The 19104-nt window shown below is 70.9% G+C and carries 11 protein-coding genes and 2 pseudogenes; 12 read left to right on the forward strand and 1 reads right to left on the reverse strand.

Features of this window, described 5'->3' with window-relative positions:
• Nucleotides 1-486: 486 nt before the first annotated feature.
• From ACGFYV_RS17915 to ACGFYV_RS17930, 4 genes and pseudogenes are all read left to right on the forward strand, one after another.
• Entirely contained in the window at nucleotides 487-690 is a 204-nt protein-coding gene (locus ACGFYV_RS17915; RefSeq protein ID WP_393879339.1) for a hypothetical protein, read from the forward strand.
• Complete coding sequence (locus ACGFYV_RS17920) at nucleotides 680-1126, forward strand: DUF6262 family protein (RefSeq protein ID WP_393879340.1); 447 nt, start codon at nucleotides 680-682, stop codon at nucleotides 1124-1126. The genes ACGFYV_RS17915 and ACGFYV_RS17920 overlap by 11 nt, the downstream gene beginning before the upstream one ends.
• A 246-nt stretch (nucleotides 1127-1372) precedes the next feature.
• Nucleotides 1373-1609, forward strand: a pseudogene (locus tag ACGFYV_RS17925) (recombinase family protein); the annotation flags it as partial.
• 136 nt (nucleotides 1610-1745) lie between these two features.
• Nucleotides 1746-2309: a hypothetical protein gene (locus tag ACGFYV_RS17930; protein ID WP_393879341.1), complete on the forward strand. Its 564-nt coding sequence runs from the start codon at nucleotides 1746-1748 to the stop codon at nucleotides 2307-2309.
• A 76-nt stretch (nucleotides 2310-2385) separates the two neighbouring features.
• On the opposite strand, the gene ACGFYV_RS17935 is transcribed toward ACGFYV_RS17930, so the two are convergent.
• On the reverse strand, nucleotides 2386-4218 hold the full coding sequence (locus ACGFYV_RS17935; protein WP_393879378.1) for a SpoIIE family protein phosphatase: 1833 nt from the start codon (nucleotides 4216-4218) through the stop codon (nucleotides 2386-2388).
• 292 nt (nucleotides 4219-4510) lie between these two features.
• Here ACGFYV_RS17935 and ACGFYV_RS17940 point away from each other — a divergent pair, with 292 nt between their 5' ends.
• The 8 genes and pseudogenes from ACGFYV_RS17940 to asnB all read left to right on the forward strand — a co-directional run bounded on the left by ACGFYV_RS17940 (nucleotide 4511) and on the right by asnB (nucleotide 19080).
• Nucleotides 4511-8890 carry a HAMP domain-containing protein gene (locus ACGFYV_RS17940; RefSeq protein ID WP_393879379.1) on the forward strand — a complete coding sequence of 1460 codons (4380 nt, stop codon included), beginning with the start codon at nucleotides 4511-4513 and terminating at the stop codon, nucleotides 8888-8890.
• Entirely contained in the window at nucleotides 8887-9477 is a 591-nt protein-coding gene (locus ACGFYV_RS17945; protein WP_393879342.1) for a two-component system response regulator, read from the forward strand. Before ACGFYV_RS17940 ends, ACGFYV_RS17945 begins: the two co-directional genes overlap by 4 nt.
• 651 nt (nucleotides 9478-10128) lie before the next feature.
• Nucleotides 10129-11607 (forward strand): sugar transferase, encoded by a 1479-nt coding sequence (locus ACGFYV_RS17950; protein ID WP_393879343.1) that lies wholly within the window; start codon nucleotides 10129-10131, stop codon nucleotides 11605-11607.
• Nucleotides 11608-11681: 74 nt separating this feature from the next.
• The gene (locus tag ACGFYV_RS17955) at nucleotides 11682-13007 is read left to right on the forward strand and encodes a nucleotide sugar dehydrogenase (protein WP_393879344.1); all 1326 of its coding nucleotides are present in this window, start codon (nucleotides 11682-11684) and stop codon (nucleotides 13005-13007) included.
• Nucleotides 12997-14261: pseudogene (locus ACGFYV_RS17960) on the forward strand (glycosyltransferase family 4 protein). Before ACGFYV_RS17955 ends, ACGFYV_RS17960 begins: the two are co-directional and overlap by 11 nt.
• A complete protein-coding gene (locus tag ACGFYV_RS17965; protein WP_393879345.1) occupies nucleotides 14258-15625 on the forward strand; it encodes a Wzz/FepE/Etk N-terminal domain-containing protein in 1368 nt (455 codons plus the stop codon). The pseudogene ACGFYV_RS17960 and the gene ACGFYV_RS17965 overlap by 4 nt, the downstream one beginning before the upstream one ends.
• Nucleotides 15622-17142, forward strand: a complete 1521-nt coding sequence (locus ACGFYV_RS17970) for a Wzz/FepE/Etk N-terminal domain-containing protein (RefSeq protein WP_393879346.1) — start codon at nucleotides 15622-15624, stop codon at nucleotides 17140-17142. Before ACGFYV_RS17965 ends, ACGFYV_RS17970 begins: the two co-directional genes overlap by 4 nt.
• A 3-nt stretch (nucleotides 17143-17145) precedes the next feature.
• The gene (gene asnB, locus ACGFYV_RS17975) at nucleotides 17146-19080 is read left to right on the forward strand and encodes an asparagine synthase (glutamine-hydrolyzing) (protein ID WP_393879347.1); all 1935 of its coding nucleotides are present in this window, start codon (nucleotides 17146-17148) and stop codon (nucleotides 19078-19080) included.
• The last annotated feature ends 24 nt before the right edge of the window (nucleotides 19081-19104 follow it).

The following is a 19104-nucleotide window of genomic DNA, read 5'->3' on the forward strand; positions in this document are numbered from 1 at the left end:
AGCCCTGGCTGAAAGATCTGGCAAAGCGGTGGGCCCGATGGCGGCTCAGCACGGGGCTTGGCGCCGAGTCGGCAGCCTCTGCCACGCGAGCCATTACCCACTTCGCGCAGTTCCTCGCGTCCCCTGCGATCTGCGTCGTCCGCCTTGACCAGGTGGACCGGCCGCTGCTGGAGAGATATCTCGCCCATCCGCACGCCGACTACGCGGGCCGAGCGGTGCACCGGAACTTCATCGGACAGCTCAACCTCTTCTTCCTGGCCATCCGTCAGCACCGCTGGAACGACAGCCTGCCCGCAAGCGCCGTGTTCTTCCCCGAGGACTTTCCCCGTCTCGACGAGCGGCTGCCCCGGGCGCTGAGCGAACCGGTGATGACACAGCTGGAGCAGCCCTCGAACCTGGACCGGTGGAAGAACCCGGCCAACCGACTGGCCACGCTCATCCTGATGCGCTGCGGACTGAGGATCACCGACACGGTGCGGCTGCCCAATGTTCGTGACAACCCCGGAGTTCCTGCCCCAGCACCGGCAGCAGCGCCAACAGCTCCTACAGATCGTCTCGGCGGCCGAGGCCCGCGGCCAGCTCCGCATCGTCGAGATGAACCAGCAGGCCCTCGGCAACCTCGACCGGATCATCACCGCCCTGGAGGACGACGAAGCTCCCAGCGGAGCGGAGGTGGCCGATGCGGGCTGACAACTCCCGCCATATCGCCGCCGCAGCCCGCAACCGCCACGAGTACACCCGGGCCAAAGCGATCAAGGCCCTACGCGAGATCGACGCCGCAGGCACGGCCGTCACCTTCGACATCGTGGCCCGTGCCGCCAGCGTCTCAAGATCTTGGCTCTACACCCAGCCCGACCTGCGAGCCGAGATCGAACGCCTGCGGACCGAACGGCAGCGAGCCTCTACCAACCCTGTTCCGGCCCGACAGCGAGCCTCCGACGCTTCGCTCATCCGGCGCCTGGAGGCCGCCAACGAACGCAACCGCCGCCTCACCGAAGAAAACCGCCAGCTCCGACAACAACTCGCCCACGCACTCGGCGACCTCCGCGCCGCCAGGCTCCAGAGCCCACCCATCCCGGAGGCCCGCCGCCAAGGTCGAGGTTCAGCAACGATCGGGCCCTGCTGACAGGCCCCTGAGCAGCCTCACGAGCTACCTCGTGGACACTGTCCTCACCGCATCGCCCCAGGTCAGCGAGGCACAGCATTTCACAGCTCAAGATAACCTTCGTTTGCCGACAGGCGACCCACGCGTCCAATGAACCCGTGCAATCCGGGGGTTCGCGGCGGCCCGAATCCCATCAGATCCGATGGTGATTGATGACAGGGTTTGACGACGGATAGGGTTCATTCCCCCGTACGGAAGGGGCCCCGAGTGGCGAACCTGGACTACAGGCGGGTCTCGACCGACCAGCAGTCCACCGCCCGGCAGAACCTCGTCCTGGACGAGGACGGGATCGAGGACCCGGTCGTCTTCGAGGAGGACCCGGGAACCTCCAGCCGCCTCCACCCGCTCCAGCGCCCGAAGTTCCGCGAGCTGCTGAACTACGCGCGGCCGGGCGACACCGTGCACATCTCCGAGATGTTCCGCCTCGTACGCGGCACCGGGCACATTCTCGACGTGCTCGACGTCCTCCACCGCGACCAGGTGGCGCTGCGCATCCACGACGGCGCATTCTCCGCGATGGACCTCACCGCCCGCCACCCGCGGACCGCGGACCGCGGAGCTGCTGTCCACGGTGAAGTTCATGGTGCAGACCCTCGCCGCCGCCGGCGAACTCCAACGCGACCTCCAGCGAGAGCTGACCTACGACGGGCCGCGGGCCGCCGAGGCCAAGGGCAGCAAGGGCGGGCGCCGCCCCGCCGTGGCGGCCGACAAGACCGACGCCGTGCGCACCGCGTACCTGGAGGGCCGCTCGATCGCCGCCCTCGCCCGCGACCACGACGTCAGCCGCGGTGCCATCCGTACCGCCGTCGCCGACCTTCTGTCCGAGCACACCACCGACGGTCAGGAGGACGCCCCTGCCCCGGAGCTGCCGGTCACCCTCGACATGCCGGGCAAGGTTGCCGACTTCCTCCGCGCCACCGAGCTGGAGCCCGCCGAACGAGCCGCGCTCGACCAGGGCGTCACCGTACGGCGCGGCCAGGGCTACAGCCTGCGCGTCGGCACCACCCCGGCCGTCCACCGCCAGCTCCTCGCTCGCTGCCAACCCCTCGACGGCATCCAGGGCGCCCCGGCGATCCCGGCGCAACGCAAGGCCCGCCGCGAGTACGAGAACCGCGTCACCGCCCTCACGGGCAACACCCCGTAGCGAGCCCCCCCAAGGCTCCAAGATCATCCCGTGGCGGGTTTCTGGCGTATCTGGGTCATGCCCCCGGTGGGACTGATCACTCGGGCGCGGACCGGCCCGCTTCCTTGAGTGCCGGCCTCCTTGAGGGCACCGGGATCGCCTCCAGGACCATCACGGCCAGGTCGTCGTGGATCGGCTCGGTGCCGAAGGCGTGGGCGGCCTGCCTTACCCGTTCGGCGACGGCCTTCGCGCCGAGTCCGACGCATCCCCGCAGCACCGTCGCCAGACCGTCGTCGTCGTCCAACTGCCTTGTGCCGCAACGGCGTTCGGTCACGCCGTCGGTCACGCACAGCAGTGTCTCGCCCGGCGCGAGGGTGAAGGTGCTGGAATGGAACTCCTCCAGCTTGTCGATCCCGAGCAGCATCTGCGGTTCCGCGGCCGTGGCCACCGAGCCGTCCGGAGACAGGCGCAGCGGAAGCGGATGGCCCGCGCTGGCGATCGTGCATCTGGCGCCGCCGCCCACCCCGTCCGGCTCCAGCTCCCCGTACAGGAGGCTCAGGAAGCGGGAGCCCTCCTGCTCGCCGCTGAACGTCATGGCCTCGGCGGCCTCCTCCGCCATCGCGAGGTTCAGCCGGTTCAGCAGGGACTCGACACCGTGGCCCTCGCGGGCGAGCAGCCGTACGAGATGCCGGGCCAGGCCGGTGGCCGACATCGCCTCCAGATCGTGGCCGCACACGTCGCCGAGCAGGAAGCACCAGCGGTGGTCCCCCATCGGGAACAGGTCGTAGAAGTCGCCTCCGACGGTCTGGCCCTCACCGCAGGGCTCGTAGACGATCGCCGTGTCGACGCCCGGAATGGTGGCGAGGGACGTGGGGAGCTGGCCGCGCTGGAGCGTGCGGCTGATGCTCGCCTGCCGGGTGTAGTGACGGGCGGTGACGACCGCCTGGGCCACCCGCCGGGCCACGTCCTCCACGAGCCGCACGACGGCGCCGGTCATGCGCGGGAGCCGCGCCTGGCCGGTCAGGAGCACGCCGTGGCACTGCCCGCCCGCGACCAGCGGGAACGCGAACGCGGAGCCGCCCTGCTCGGCACCCTGATGGGAGGGCCAGGGCCACGGGGTACCGGCCGTGTCCAGCCGGGCGGTCGGCCGGTCCTTCTCCAGCGCCAGGCGGAGCGGGCGGATCCGCCGCTCGTCCCTGTGCCAGACATGGGAGAGCCGCATCTCGCCGCTGCCCGTGGTCAGCCATACGCCGCACCAGTCGGCGAGCCTCGGCACCAGGAGCTGTCCGGCGAGCGCCGCGACCATGTCCTCGTCCAGCTGGCCCGAGAGGAGTTCGCCGGCCTCGGCGAGGAACGACTGCGCCTCGCGCTCGGCCCACTCCACGTCGTGAGCCCGGCTGTCAAGGCGCCATCCGGACGCGGGGGCTCCGGGGCCCGGCAGCTCGCGCAGGGCGGCTTCGGTGAGATCCTGCCGTCCGGTCCCGAGCGGGCTCTTCGTCGCGCAGTCCAGACAGAACCAGACGGTTTTCCCCGCGTGCTCGTGCGTCACCCCCCACGACTGGGCCAGCGCGTCCATCAGCCGCCGGCTGTAGCCGCGTACGTCGCTGTGCGCGCCCTTGTCGTCGCGGACGGTGCCTGACGGGCTGGGGTCCACCACTTCGACCAGGACGCCCGCCCGCCCCGTCCCGCGCCGCGCGGCATCGGCCGGCGAGCCACGAGCGGTGTTCAGACGACAGACCACCTCGACCTCGAACGAGGCCTGTGCCGCGACCTCGGTGACCAGCTCGCTGACGAGGAGCACGGCGTCGTCGAGGAGGCTCTCGCCGATCGCGGGCACCCCGGGAAACCGCCGGCCGGTCCGCTCGACGAGCGCGGCGCGCAGGAATCTGCGCGCCACCGAGGGCGCGAGTTCGTCGGCGGGCACCCGCATCCGCGACACGGGATCACCCAGGTCGAGGGACGACGGCACTGGTCACCCCCTGCCGGTCCGCTGTCGGCTCATACGTGATGAATGTAGCCTAAAAACGGGCTAATCGGATCTTTTGTTTGCCGGGAAGTGGGTCGCCATGAAGCCTGCCACCCAGCCCGAGCTCGCGCCTCGTGAGCCGGAGCTCCGGGAGCAGGGGCCCGTCGAATCCGGCGGCGCGCCTGTCGCCCAGACCGGCGCCCCGCCGGACGGCGAGTGGATACGCGTGGCCGAACTGCGCCCCCTGCTCGCGGCCATGAACTCGTTCTGTGACGGCGACTTCACCGTACGGACAGAGGTGCTGCCCTCGGGGGTCGTCGGCGAGATGGCGGGCGTGCTCAACCAGATCATCATGCGCAACGCGCATCTGGCCTCGGAACTCGCGCGGGTGCGCCGGGAAGTGGTGCGCCTGGGGCGGCTCGACGAGCGGATCGCGGCCAGTCCCGGCCAGGGAGCGTGGGCCACGAACGTGGAGGCGGCCAACACGCTGCTGGAGGCGTTGGTCGTCCCGGTCGTGAACGCCACGCGCGTCCTGGACGCTGTCGCGGACGGTGACCTGACGCAGCGCGTCGAGTTGCGCGACGGCAAACGCCAACTGCGCGGCGATCTGCGCTGCCTGGGCAGCGGCGTGAACCGGATGGTGGAGCAGCTGTCGCTGTTCACCGGAGAGCTGACCCGTGTCGCCCGGGAGGTCGGCACCGAGGGCCGCCTCGGCGGACAGGCCACAGGGCAGGGCCTGGTCGGCGACTGGCGGGACGTGACCGAGGCGGTCAACACGATGGCCGCGCGGCTGACCGCGCAGGTGCGCGACATCGCCGTGGTGACCACGGCGGTCGCCCGCGGCGATCTGACCCGCCAGGTCACGGTCGAGGCGAACGGTGAGCTGCTGGAGCTGAAGCTCACCGTCAACACGATGGTCGACCAGCTGCGCGCGTTCGCCGACGAGGTGACGCGCGTGTCCCGCGAGGTCGGAACGGAAGGACAGCTGGGCGGGCGGGCCCAGGTGCCGGGCGTCTCGGGCGTGTGGAAGGACCTCACCGACAACGTCAACTTCATGGCGTCCAACCTGACCTCGCAGGTCCGCAACATCGCCCAGGTGACCACGGCGGTCGCCAACGGCGATCTGAGCCAGAAGATCACGGTGGACGCGCGCGGCGAGATCCTGCAGCTGAAGAGCACCGTGAACACGATGGTCGACCAGCTCTCCGCGTTCGCGGACGAGGTCACGCGTGTCGCGCGCGAGGTCGGTACCGAGGGCCGGCTCGGTGGCCGGGCCCAGGTGCGCGGGGTGTCCGGGGTGTGGAAGGACCTGACGGACAACGTCAACTTCATGGCGGACAACCTGACCTCGCAGGTCCGCAACATCGCCCAGGTCGCCACCGCCGTCGCCCAGGGCGACCTCGGCAAGACGATCACCGTCGAGGCGAAGGGCGAGATCCTGGAGCTGAAGTCGACGATCAACACGATGGTCGACCAGCTCTCCGCCTTCGCGGACGAGGTCACCCGCGTCGCCCGCGAGGTCGGCACCGAGGGAAACCTGGGCGGACAGGCCCAGGTCCGCGGAGTGTCGGGCGTGTGGAAGGAGCTGACCGACAACGTCAACTTCATGGCGCTGAACCTGACCTCCCAGGTCCGCAACATCGCCACGGTGACCACGTCCGTCGCGAACGGCGACCTGTCGAAGAAGATCACGGTCGACGCGCGCGGCGAGATCCTGGAGCTGAAGGAGACCGTGAACACGATGGTCGACCAGCTGCGGGCGTTCGCGGACGAGGTCACGCGTGTCGCGCGCGAGGTCGGTACCGAGGGCCGGCTCGGCGGCCGGGCCCAGGTGCGCGGCGTCTCGGGTGTGTGGAAGGACCTGACGGACAACGTCAACTTCATGGCGTCCAACCTGACCTCGCAGGTCCGCAACATCGCCCAGGTCGCCACCGCCGTCGCCCAGGGCGACCTGTCGAAGAAGATCGACGTGGACGCGCGCGGCGAGATCCTCGAACTGAAGACGACCATCAACACGATGGTCGACACGCTCTCCTCGTTCTCGTCCGAGGTCACCCGCGTCGCCCGCGAGGTCGGCAGCGAAGGTCAACTGGGCGGCCAGGCCCGCGTGGAGGGCGTCTACGGCACATGGAAGCGGCTGACCACCAACGTCAACGAACTCGCCCTGAACCTCACCACCCAGGTCCGGGCGATCGCGGAAGTGGCCAGCGCGGTCACCCAGGGAGACATGTCCCGCGCCATCACGGTCGAGGCGCAGGGCGAGGTCGCCGAACTGAAGGACAACATCAACCTCATGGTCTCCAACCTCCGTGAGACCACCCGCGCCAAGGACTGGCTGGAATCCAACCTCACCCGCATGGCCGCCCTGATGCAGGGCCACCGCGACCTGGTCGAGGTCGCCGACCTGATCCTGCGCGAGCTGACGCCGCTGGTGAACGCCCAGTTCGGTGCGTTCTTCCTGGCGGAGGGCGGCTCGCCGCAGGGCGAGGGCCTGCAGTTCATCGCCGGGTACGGCACCGACCAGGACGACGGGAGCAGCCCGCTCCCCGGTACCGGAACCCCGGGCCGCGGCCTGATCGCCCAGGCCGCGCAGGAGAAGCAGCGCATCCTCATCGCCGAGGTCCCGCCGGACTACATCACCATCAGTTCCGGACTCGGCATGGCGTACCCGGCCAGCATCGTCATCCTGCCGATCCTCTTCGAGGACCAGGTGCTCGGCGTGATCGAACTGGCCTCGCTCAGCAGGTTCAGCGATGTGCACCTGGCCTTCATGGACCAGTTCGCCAACACGATCGGCGTCTCGATCAACACGATCATCGCCAACTCCCGGACGGAGTCCCTGCTGTCGCAGTCCCAGCGCCTCACCTCCGAACTGCGGGAACGTTCGGACGAACTGCAGCGCTCCAACGCCGAGTTGGAGGAGAAGGCGGCCCTGCTCGCGACCGCCTCGCGGTACAAGTCGGAGTTCCTGGCGAACATGTCGCACGAGCTGCGCACCCCGCTCAACTCGCTGCTGATCCTGGCCCGGCTGCTCGCCGACAACCCCGACGGCCATCTGTCCGACGAGGAGGTGCAGTTCGCGACCACCATCCACCGCTCGGGTTCGGACCTGCTCCAGCTGATCAGCGACATCCTCGACCTGTCGAAGATCGAGGCCGGCCGGATGGACGTACGCCCGACGACACTGCCGCTGGTCAAGCTGCTCGACTACGTCGACGCCACGTTCCGGCCACTCGCCATCGACCGCGGTCTGGGCTTCGAGATCGCCGTCGGCGAGGACATGCCGACCGAGTTGTACTCCGACGAGCAGCGCCTCCAGCAGGTGCTGCGCAACCTGCTGTCCAACGCGCTGAAGTTCACCCACGCCGGCAGCGTGGAGCTGCGTGTGGACCGGGTGCCGGGGGAGCAGTTCGTGGAGGAGACGCTGAAGAACGCGGACGCCGTCGTCGCCTTCTCCGTCAAGGACACCGGGATCGGTATCGCCGCCGAGAAACTTCCGCTGATCTTCGAGGCGTTCCAGCAGTCCGAGGGCACCACCAACCGCAAGTACGGCGGCACCGGCCTCGGTCTGTCCATCAGCCGGGAGATCGCCGGGATGCTCGGCGGCAAGATCGTCGCCGAGAGCGAGCTGGGTGTGGGCTCCTGCTTCACCCTCTACATCCCCGCGCACTACCCCGGCGCCGCCATCGGGCAGGGCCTGGCGGGGCTGCACTCCATAGGCGTCCGGTCCACGGCTGCGTCCGCCGCTTCCTCCACGGCCCCGTCTCCCGTTCCGACCGCCGCTCCGCCTGCCCTTTCACCCGCCGTTCCGTCCACCGCTCCGCCCGCCCTCTCACCCGCCGTTCCGCCCACCGCTCCCGCTGCCGTTCCCCCCACCGTCACGCCTGCCGTGGCACCCGCCGTCCCACCTGCCGGGAGCCTGGCGCCGGCAGCCTCTGCCGAGGACGCCTCGTCTGTGCACGTGTTCGACAGCGCAGGGGGGCTGGGGGCAGACTTCCTGGATGCCGGCCGGCTGAGCCCGGACGACCTGAGGGGCAGGGGAGCCGCGGGGAGCGCCGACGGCCGCGAGGACACCTGGCCGGAGACGACTCGGCTCAAGGAATGGCTCCGCGGGCGCCCCGGCCGCGTCCTGGCGGGCCATCGTATCCTCATCATCGACGACGACATCCGCAACGTCTTCGCCCTCACGCAGGTACTGGGCCGTGTCGGCATCACCGTGAAGTACGCGGAGAACGGCCGGGAGGGCCTTGAGGTCCTGGAACGGACCTCTGACGTGTCCCTGGTCCTGATGGACATCATGATGCCGGAGATGGACGGGTACGAGACCACCCGCATCATCCGCTCCACCCCCCGTCTCGCGCACCTGCCGATCATCGCCCTCACCGCCAAGGCGATGCCCGGAGACCGCGAGAAGGCGATAGACAGCGGCGCCTCCGACTACGTGCCCAAGCCGGTGAACGTCGACCGGCTGCTGTCGATCATCTGCGATCTGCTCGACCCGCAGAACGGCCACCCGGAGCCGGGGCAGGACCGCGAACCCTCCGACGGCTCCTCCCACGGCTCCTCCGACGGCTCCTCCGGCGGCCCCTCCGGCACCGAGGACAGCCCCGTCGATCCGCCCGAGGGCGCGCCATGACCACCGGCCTGGCCGACCGGTGCAGCATCCTGGTCGTGGACGACATGGAGGAGAACCTCATCGCCTTCGAGGCCGTACTCGGCCCGCTCCACCAGCATCTGGTCCGCGCGCGCTCCGGGGAGGAGGCGCTGAAGGCGATGCTGCGGCAGGACTTCGCGGTCGTCCTCCTGGACGTCCGGATGCCCGACATGGACGGCTTCGAGACCACCGCCAACATCAAGCGCCTCGACCAGACCAAGGACGTGCCCGTCATCCTGGTGACGGGGACCGAGCCGGGCGCCGACTACGCCTACCGGGGATACGCGGTCGGTGCCGCCGACTTCATCACCAAGCCCATCGACCCGTGGGTGCTGCGCACCAAGATCAACGTCTTTCTCGATCTCCACCGGAAGAACCGCCAGTTGGCGCTGCGCGCGCACCCCGCGGACACGGACCGGATCGCGGAGATCACCGAACGGCTCGCCCAGATCGAACTGTTGCTGCGCAATCGGGAGGAACCCGGCACGGCCGGCCTCGCCGACCGCATCGTTGAGGTGGAACGCGCGGTGAGCACTCTCCTGCCCGGCCCCGGCGGCGACTGCCGGTAGTTCATCAGTTCATCAGTTCGACACCTCGTCGCGGAGGTTCCGGGGACTCCTTGGAGAGCCGGGTGCCGGCAGCCCGGAATACTCCTGTTTATGCAGGTCACACGGGACCTCTCCGTCATCATGGCATCGCGGACGGTCACTTTTTCGTGGAACCGGCATCAAATGACAAGCACAAATTCCACACATCCCTCTCTTCAGACGGGCTCTGATGGTCTAGATTGACCGTGCTTCACATGCTGGGACACGGGGCGACAAATGATGATCTATAGGTCCGGCGCTTTGGGCGGTCATCGGCCGCCCTCGCGGTGCCGGACGTGGGGATGACCGATTTCCGGAGCCCGCAAGGGGCCCTGGGTGCGCGGGGAGCACCCGAGGTCTCGACGGGTTTCCACGTAACGCGGCTGTTCGGCAGGGGATAGGGGTCCGCTGCCGTCCGGACGGACTGCTCACGCTTGGACTGCTCAGGCATGGATTGCCCATGCACGGACAGCCCATGCATGGATTGCCCGAGCAGAGCCGGAACGGCCGGAATGTGACACGCGGGAGGCGGGGGCCTCCCGTGGGGGAGGAACAGTGCGGCGCGGGAGGCGGGGGCCTGCCGTGGGCATCTGCGTTGGGCGACCATGTACCACTGGGAACCGGGGGGTTTCTGTGCGGCAGGGGGGACTTGTCGGCCCTGTTCCGTCTGCGCGCGAGCGCGTGGCGAACGGGACGATCAGCGAGCCGGTGAGCGGCTGGGAGCAGCGGTACCGCCGTACCGTGATCACCAGCGACACCGTGGCCACCGCCATGGTGGTGGCGGCGATAGGCAACTTCTTCGGGGCCCGGGACGCGGCCAACTGGCATGAGAAATGGGGGATTCTGGCCTTCGGCACCGAACTGCTGGTGCTGGGAGCGCTCGCGGTGAGCCGGTCGTGGGCGCCGGCCGTGCTCGGCCAGGGCGCCGAGGAATTCCGCAGGCTCGGACGCGCGCTGTTCACGGCGACCGTCGTCCTGGCGCTCGGCGGGATCGCCCTCACCTCGCGCAACATCAAGCTCTGGATCTTCGTCGCGATACCGGCGATCGCGCTCGTCACCATGACCGCGCGGTATCTGCTCCGCCTCAGGCTGCACAGACACCGTCAGGAAGGCCAGTGCCTGAGACCGGTGCTCGCCGCCGGCAGCCCGGCCACCGTGCGCGACCTGATCACCCGGACCCGCAAGTTCCCGCACCTCGGCTGGCGGGTGGACGCGGTGTGCACGACGGACGGTCTCGGGCTCGACGGTGACCAACTGGACGGCGTGCCGGTCGTCGGCCGGCTGGCGGACGTCGCGAGCCACGTCCGCCAGGACGGCTACCGTGTCGTCGCGGTCACCCCGGACCCGCACTGGTCACCGGACCGGCTGCAGCGGCTGGCCTGGAACCTCGAAGGCAGCGACGCCGAGATGATCGTCGCCCCCGTGCTGATGGAGGTGGCGGGCCCGCGGCTGCACGTCGACGCGGTGCTCGGGATCCCGCTGCTGCGGGTCAGCATGCCGACCTTCACCGGGGGCCGCCGGGCGGTCAAGGAGGTCGTCGACCGCATGGGCGCGGCGGTCCTGCTGATGCTGTTCGCGCCGCTGATGGTGCTCGTCGGGCTGCTCGTGCTGCTGGACAGCCGGGGCGGGGCGTTCTACCGCCAGCGCAGGGTCGGCAAGGACGGCCGCGAGTTCACCATCCTCAAGTTCCGCACCATGGTCGCCGGGGCCGACCGGGCACGCGCCGCGCTGGCCGACCGCAACGAGGGCGCCGGCCTGCTGTTCAAGCTCCGCCGGGATCCGCGGGTGACCCGGGTGGGAACGGTGCTGCGCCGGTACTCGCTCGACGAACTCCCGCAGCTCTTCAACGTACTCACCGGATCGATGTCGCTCGTCGGTCCGCGACCTCCGCTGCCGGAGGAGTCCGCCGCCTACGGCCCGGACATCCGGCGGCGGTTGCTGGTCAAGCCAGGGCTCACCGGCCTGTGGCAGATCAGCGGACGCAGCGACCTGCCGTGGGAGGAGGCCGTCCGACTGGACCTTCGGTACGTGGAGGACTGGTCGCTCGCCCTCGACACGGTGATCTTGTGGAAGACGCTGCGTGCGGTGCTTCAGGGACAGGGGGCCTACTGATGCGCGGGGGGCGTCATCGGGCCGGTGCAGGGATCGCAGGCCGCAGGGGCCTGCCTGGGGGGGAGGAACGCGTCATGAGAGTGAGCGTCTTCGGGCTCGGCTACGTGGGCTGCGTGTCGGCCGCGTGCCTGGCCGGCATGGGGCACGAGGTCATCGGGGTGGACGTGAACCGGGCGAAGGCCGACCTGGTCAACGACGGCAGGGCCCCGGTGGTCGAGGAACGGATCGGCGAACTCACCGCCGAGGTCGTACAGAAGGGAGCGTTGCGCGCCACCGGCGACGTCCGCGAGGCGATCATGCGCAGCGAGGTGTCGCTGGTCTGCGTGGGCACGCCGTCGGAACCCAACGGCAGCCTGTGCACCACATACCTGGAGCGGGTCACCGAGCAGATCGGGGCCGCGCTGGCCGAGCGCGCCGGGCAGGGGGGCCGGCACACCGTCGTGTTCCGCAGCACCATGCTCCCGGGCACCTGCCTGAACCTGCTGGTGCCGATCCTGGAGAAGTACGTCGGCGGCACCGCCGGGGTGGACTTCGGGGTCGCGGTCAACCCGGAGTTCCTGCGCGAGGGCACGAGCGTGCGGGACTTCTTCGACCCGCCCAAGACCGTCATCGGCGCGCTCGACGCGGCGAGCGGCGACGTGGTGGAGGCGCTGTACGACGGCCTGCCCGGCGAGGTGTTCCGGGTGCCGGTCCCGACGGCCGAGGCGATCAAGTACGCGGACAACGCGTTCCACGGCCTCAAGATCGGCTTCGCGAACGAGCTGGGCGCGGTGTGCCAGGCGCTCGGGGTGGACTCGCACCAGGTGATGGACGTGTTCCTCGCCGACCGCAAGCTGAACATCAGCCCCGCCTACCTGCGCCCCGGCTTCGCCTTCGGCGGCTCCTGCCTGCCCAAGGACCTGCGCAGCCTCGTCCACGCGGCGCAGCGGGCCGACGTCTCGGTGCCCATCCTCGCCCATGTGCTCACCTCCAACGCCGCGCATCTGCAGCGCGCGGTGGACCTGGTCGAGCGCACCGGCAGACGCCGGGTGGGCCTGTTCGGGCTGTCCTTCAAACCCGGCACCGACGACCTGCGCGAGAGCCCGCTCGTCGAACTGGCGGAACGGCTCTTCGGCAAGGGGTACGACCTGCGGATCTACGACGCCAACGTGACCCTCTCCCGGCTGATGGGCGCGAACCGCGAGTACATCGAGACCCGGCTGCCGCACCTCACCCAACTGCTCGCGGGGTCCGTCGAGGAGGTGCTCGAACACGCCGAGGTATGCCTGGTCGGGACCAGGGACCCGGCCGTGCTGTCGGCGCTGCCCCGTGGTGAGGGGCCCGTGCTCGTCGACCTCATCCGCCTTCCCGACGCCGAAGAGCGCCGGACCGAACCGGGATACGTGGGCCTTGCCTGGTGACGCGATCGGCGGCGACCGGCACGGCCGGCGCGCGCTGATCCTCGTGGAGAACCTGTCGGTGCCGTTCGACCGGCGGGTGTGGCAGGAGTGCACGACGCTGCGCGACGCGGGCTGGGAGGTGCACGTCATCTGTCCCCGGGGGGAGAAGCGGGACACCGAGACGGAGGCGGAGATCGACGGGGTGCGCATCCACCGCTACCCGCTGCGCGCGGCCACCGGCGGACCGGCCGGCTATCTGCGCGAGTACGGTACGGCCCTGTGGCACACGGCCCGGCTGGCCCGCAAGGTCGGCCCGGTCGACGTGGTCCACGCCTGCAACCCGCCCGACCTGCTGTTCCTGCCGGCCCTGTGGCTGAAGCGGCGCGGCGCGCGGTTCGTCTTCGACCAGCACGACCTCGTACCCGAGCTGTACCTCTCCCGGTTCGACCGCGGCGAGGACCTGCTCTACCGCGCCGTGTGCGCGCTGGAACGGCGGACCTACCGGGCCGCGGACATCGTGCTCGCCACGAACGAGAGCTACCGGGACGTCGCACTGCGCCGCGGCGGCAAGCGGCCCGAGGACGTCTTCGTGGTGCGCAGCGCGCCCGCCGTCGACCGGTTCCAACCGGTGCCGCCCGAACCGGAGTTGAAGCGCGGCAAGCCTCATCTGCTGTGCTACCTCGGCGTCATGGGCCCCCAGGACGGCGTCGACTACGCCCTGCGGGCTCTCGCGAAGCTGCGCGACGAGTTCGGGCGGACCGACTGGCACGCGGTGTTCGTCGGCGCCGGCGACGCCTTCGACGCGATGGTGGAACTGTCCCGGCGGCTCGGGCTCCTGGACCAGGTGCGGTTCACCGGGCGCATCCCGGACGCCGATCTGGTGCGCTACCTGTCCACCGCGGACGTGTGCCTCTCCCCGGACCCACGCAATCCGCTCAACGACGTGTCGACCATGAACAAGGTCCTGGAGTACATGGCGATGGGCCGGCCCATCGTCTCCTTCGACCTCCGGGAGGCACGCGTCTCCGCCGGGGACGCCGCCGTCTACGCGTCCGCCGACGACGAGGCCGAATTCGCCGGGCTCATCGCACAGTTGCTGGACGATCCGGAGAGGCGGGCCCGGATGGGCAAGATCGGCCAGGAGCGGATCGGCGGGCAGCTCTCCTGGCAGAACTCGCAGGCGTCGCTGCTCGCCGCCTACGACGCGGCCTGCCGCGAGCGCACTCCGGGTCGGCGCTCGACCCGGTCCGGACAGGGACGGGGCCGGGTCGTTGAGCGATGACACGATCCGTCTGGTCACGATCGGGCGGATACTGCGCCGGCGCTGGCGGCTCCTCGCCGTCCTCACCGTGGTCGGCGCGCTCGTCGGCTACGGCACCTCGGTGCTGTTCCCGCCGCGCTACACGGCGTCGGTGTCGGTCCTGCTGCCCGGACAGTGGGAAGAGCGCGAACTGCTGACCCAGGTGGACATCGCGACCAGCTCGTCGGTGGTCGACCTCGCCGCCGCCAAACTCGGCCGGCGGGACGTCAGCGGCAGCGAGCTGCGTCACCAGGTGAGCGCCAAGGCCGCCGACGGGAACATCATCACGATCTCCGGCACGGCCGACACCCCGGCACACGCCCAGCAGCTCGCCGACCAGGTGGCCGGGCAGTTCGTCCAGTTCGCCGCGCGGATCGCGGGCGGCGCCACCGACTCCGGCGCGGCCACGGGGACCGAGGCACTGCGCCAGAAGGTGACGGAGACCAACCGCCGCATCACCGACCTGGCCAATGCCGCCGATCCGGGGCAGACCGTGGAGAGCGTGCAGGCCCGCACCGCGCTCGAGAACCTGCGCACCTCCCTGGAGGAGGCCATGACGAAGCTGGACGAGGCCGCCCCGGCGACCGGAAAGGCCGGCATGGTCGTCATGGGTCCCGCCACCCGGCCGACCGGCGAGGCGCCGCCGACGAGGACGCAGCTCATCGCCGGCGGGGCGCTGCTGTTCTTCCTGCTCGCGGTCATCGGCCACCTCGTCGCCGCACGGACGAACCGCCGGCTGCGCACCGAAGCGGAGATCGCCGCGGCGCTGGGCACGGAACCGCTCGGCACCGTCGACGTGCCCGGTGAACGGCCCGCGCACCGGCCCAAAGGCCGCGGCCCGCGGGCCCGGATCCGCCGGCTCCTCGGCGTCGACACCCGGTGGGACATGCCGGCCCCGCACAGGTCGGGCGACGAGGACGGCAGACGGATCCGCCGGCAGCGGGTGTGCGCGCGACTGCGGGAGCGGCTCCCGGCCCCCCGGCGGCTGCTGCTGGTCGTACCGGACGGCGACGAGATCGCCCGCCGGGCCGCCGGACAGCTCGTGACCGAGGCCAGGAGCGATCCGCTGCTGAAGGTGGTGGAGGTCCCGGTGGACCGGCCGACCGTGCCGGACGGCGACACCGAGTCCGGCGCCCTGGTCGTCCTCAGCGCGGGCAACTGGACCGCCGAGGAACTCGCCGGCATCGCCGATGCGTGCGCGGACGCCCTGCACGAGGTCGTCGGCGTCGTCCTCGCGGACCCGGTCCGCGCCCGTCCGGAGCGGTCCACCGGCCACCCGCCGGACGACGCCACCCTGGCGCTCGCGGTTCGCGGCCACGCGAGGGGAGGTGCGCTGTGACGACGAGCACGCCGTCGCAGCCGCCGGCCGCCGCCCCGCTGCTCGACCTGCAGGCGCTGGTGGTGGCCGTGCGCAGACGCCGCCGCCTGTGGTACTCCATGGCGCTCCTCGGGCTGCTGGCCGGAGCGGCGATGGCGGTCCTGCTGCCGCCACCGCCGGCCGCGATGACCAAGGTGCTGGTCGCGCACAAGGAGGACCAGCCGAACGACACCGGAACGCTGATCCGCACCGACGTCGCCGTACTGGGGACCTCGCGGATCGCCGCCAGGGCCCTGCACTCCCTCAAGTCCCCCGAGAAACCGGAGGACTTCATGCGGGAGTACCGGGGCACCGGCCTGACCAACAACCTGCTGCGGATCGACGTGACAGCGGACAGCGACGCGCAGGCGGTGGCCAGGGCCAAGGCGCTGGCCGACGCGTTCGTCGCGGACCATGTGCAGCGGATGCGGGACGCCGCGCAGGCCGAGGCGAAGGCGCTGACCGACCAGCGTGACCGCATGCGCGCCGAACTCACCCAGGTCAACAAGGCGATCGGAGACCGGTCGCCGCAGAGCGCCCCCGGGGCGTCGGCGAGCATCGAGACGCTCTTCGCCCGCCGGGCCGAACTCAACTCGCGGATCGCCGACTTCGACCAGCGCGCCGCCGACGCGCGCACCGGCACGCCCGACGTCGTCGCCGGAACGCAGATCGTGGACGCCCCGCGCGCGGTGCGGCACTCCCTGGCCACATCCGCCGCCACCGACGCCGCGATCGGGCTCGTCCTCGGGCTCGTCCTCGGACTCGCGCTGGCCGCGGTCGGCGTGGTGGTGGCCGACCGGCCCGTGCTGCGCCGGGACATCGCGGCGAACCTGGGCGCCTCGGTCCTCACCGAACTGCCCCACCGGACGGGCAGGCGGTGGCAGCGCCGACGGACCCGGACGGCACGCGAACGCCTCACCACGACCCTGGCCCGCACCGTGCGCGGCTCCACGGAAGCGGTGTCGCTGCTGGAACTGGGCTGTGCGCGCACCACGGGCGTGCTCGCCCTGGACCTCGCCGGGGCGCTGGCGGACGACGGGCCCGTGGTCGTCGTCGACGGTCTGCCCGGCCGGCAGCTCGCGGACCGCCGCCGCAGACAGGGCACCCCGACCGTGGTCACCGGCGAGCGTGCCGTGAGCGCGTCGTACGAGGAGCGCCGGGTCGGCGTCGGCTCGGTGGCGCCCGGCACCGCGTGGACCGACCTGCAGTACCTCGGCACCCGGACCGTGCTCGTCGTGCGGGCCGGACACGGCAGCGCCGCATGGCTGCACACCGTGGCACGGCAACTCGCGGACCAGCGCATCGCGGTGATCGGCGTGGTGCTGATCGACCCCGACCCGCGCGACCGGACCGACGGCACGCTCTGGGACGGGCCGCACACCGCCCTGCGCGGCCCCGGCGAGCGGCAGGCCCGGCAGAACGGGGCGGGCCGGCACCGCACGGAGAGGCAGCCGATGTGGGCCGCACGAGTCCCCGACAGCGACCAGGAGGCGCGCTAGCCCATGTGTGGCATCGCAGGAACGTACCGATGGCCGGACGGCAAGGCCGTCACCGACCGGCTCACCGACACCCTCGCCCACCGCGGTCCGGACGGATCCGGCCGGTACAGCCACCCCGCCGGTGACGGCGAGGTGCACCTCGGGCACCGCAGGCTGGCCATCATCGACCTGTCCGGGACCGGCGCCCAGCCGATGGTCTCGGACGGCCTCGTCCTCACCTACAACGGCGAGTTGTACAACGCGCCCGAACTGCGTGCCGAGCTGGCGGCCACGGGGGTGCGCTTTCGCGGTACGTCCGACACCGAGGTGCTCCTGGAGGCCTGGCGGCGCTGGGGCACGGACTGCCTGCCCCGGCTGCGCGGCATGTTCGCGTTCGGCGTCTTCGACGAGCGGACCGGTGAACTGGTGCTCGCCCGCGACCAGTTGGGCATCAAACCGCTGTTCCTGATCCGACGCGGTGAGGGGCTGGTGTTCGCCTCCGAACTCAAGGCGCTCGCCGCCGCGACCGGCGGGTCGCTGGAGGTGGACCATGCGGCGCTGGTGGCCTCGCTGCTCTACTACTGGGTGCCCGATTCACGGTGCGCGTTCCGCGAGGCGGAGAAGCTGCCGCCGGGGAGCTGGCTGCGGTGCCGGCCCGACGGCCGGGTGGAGCGCGGCCGGTACTGGCACCTGAAGGACGTCGCCGCCGAGGGCCGGGAGCGGGCCCGTAGCGGCGAACAGCCGGACCTGGCCGCCGTCGTCGAGGAGTCGACCCGGCGCCACCTGCTCTCCGACGTCCCCGTGGCGACCTTCCTGTCCGGCGGTCTCGACTCCAGCTACCTGACCGCGCTGGCGGCCCGCGACCGGCCCGGGATCTCCGCCTACACGATCGGGTTCCGCGCCGAGGACGCCAGGTTCGAGGCGATGCCGGACGACCTGCGCTACGCCCGGCAGGTCGCCGAGCGGTTCGGCGTCGACCTGCACGAGATCGAGATCGCCCCGGACGTGCTCGACCTGCTGCCGCGGATGACGTACCACCTGGACGAGCCGATCGGCGACCCCGCCGCGATCAACACGTTCCTGATCTGCTCGGCCGCCCGGGAGGCCGGGGTCAAGGTGATGCTCTCGGGGATGGGCGCCGACGAACTGTTCGCCGGGTACCGCAAGCACCTGGCCAACCTGCTCGCCCTGCGCTACCAGCGCGTCCCGCGCCCCCTGCGGCGCGGGATAGCGGCGACCGTGGACCGGCTGCCGGTCGCGACGAGCCGCCGCGGCTACCGGTCGGTGCGCTTCGCGAAGCGGTTCCTCTCCTTCGCCGACCTGCCGGAAGAGACCGCGTTCCGGCGCAGCTACACCATGTACGACCAGGACGAGTTGCTCGCCCTGGTCGATCCGGACCTGGCCGGGGCGGTCGAGGACGTGCTGAGCGAGCACACGGACGTCTACCAGGACAACGACCTCGACGACTTCGTCAACCGCATGTGCCTGGGCGACGCCCGGATGTTCCTGCCGGGCCTGAACCTCGCCTACACGGACCGGTCGAGCATGGCCGCCTCGACCGAGGTGCGGGTGCCGTACGTGGACGTCGAGGTGGTCAAGGCGGCTTTCGCCGTGCCCGGCGACCGCAAGATCGTCGGACGGCAGGGCAAGGCCGTCCTCAAGGAGGCGGCCACCTCGATCCTGCCCCGGGAGATCGTCTACCGGCCCAAGGGCCTGTTCAGCGCCCCGCTGCGCGCCTGGATGAGCCGGGATCTGGCACCGCTGGTGCGCGAGGTGGTGCACGACGGCGAACTCGTCCGCTCCGGGCTGCTGCGCCGCGACGCGCTGGCGCGCATGGCCGCCGAGGACGCGGCCGGGCAGCGGGACTTCTCCAAGCATCTGTGGCATGTGCTGACGCTCGAGTACTGGTACCGCGGCGCGACCTCCGGATCCGGCCGCAGCGCTCGCTCGGCGGCTTAGAAGACGGCGTAGAAACAAGGGGAC

The organism is Streptomyces sp. NPDC048297 (assembly GCF_043201585.1).
Classification (GTDB): Bacteria; Actinomycetota; Actinomycetes; order Streptomycetales; family Streptomycetaceae; genus Streptomyces.